This is a genomic window from Neisseria sp. P0021.S006, from assembly GCF_051956895.1.
This window is the reverse complement of sequence record NZ_JBQCWZ010000598.1, coordinates 1-818: the sequence shown is the minus strand read 5'-3', so window position 1 is coordinate 818 and position 818 is coordinate 1. Positions and strand designations below refer to the sequence as shown.

The 818-nt window shown below is 46.7% G+C and carries 1 protein-coding gene; it reads right to left on the bottom strand.

The genetic code is table 11. The features are described from left to right. Positions 1–203 precede the first annotated feature (203 nt). Positions 204–818 (bottom strand): alpha/beta hydrolase-fold protein (locus ACTHUM_RS15940; protein ID WP_440403413.1); only part of this gene is annotated, 615 nt, incomplete at its 5' end.

Below are 818 nucleotides of genomic sequence, written 5' to 3'. Positions count from 1 at the left end.
ATATCGCCAACGAAATCGATGCCAAAATCCGTGCGGCAGTCGGTATCAATGTCGATATCACCGAAGGCAAATTGGACGATACCGACGGCGAACGTCCTTAGGAATAAGTCTGTTTGAAATTAAAGGTCAAACAAGACCAAATAAAAGGCCGTCTGAAATCCGACCATTAATCGGATTTCAGACGGCCTTTTATTCAATACTGCTTAAAGCCCTAATGCCTGAGCATGAAACTCAATATGCGAATCGATAAAGCTGGCAATAAAGAAATAGTCATGCCCATAGCCCGGGCGTACTTTATATTGGATATTGAAACCTTTTTCGCGTGCTGAGCGGACAAACACTTCCGGTTGCAGAACTTCAGGATACAAAGCATCTTCACTGCCGACATCAATCAAAACAGGCAATTTATGCGAGGCCGTCTGGAGCAGCTCTGTACTGTCATAGCGTTTCCATGTTTCCACGTTTTGGCCCAAATAAGCTGACAACGCCTGCCTGCCACCTTCCGTATCGATAGGATGACATAAAGGCGCAAAGGCAGAAACTGCAGCATATCGGCCGGGATGCTTCAAAGCTAAATGCAGCGCTCCATGCCCACCCATGCTGAAACCTGCAATGCTTCGCTCTTGCGTTACTGGAAAATGATGCTCGATCAAATCAGGCAATTCTTGGCTGATATAGCTTTCCATTTGGTAATGCTGCGCCCAAGGTGCTTCAGTTGCATTGACATAAAATCCAGCGCCCTGTCCAAGATAATGTTCCTCGCCGTCAGCAACATGCAGACCGCGTGGCGAGGTATCCGGAAAAACCACGATAATATT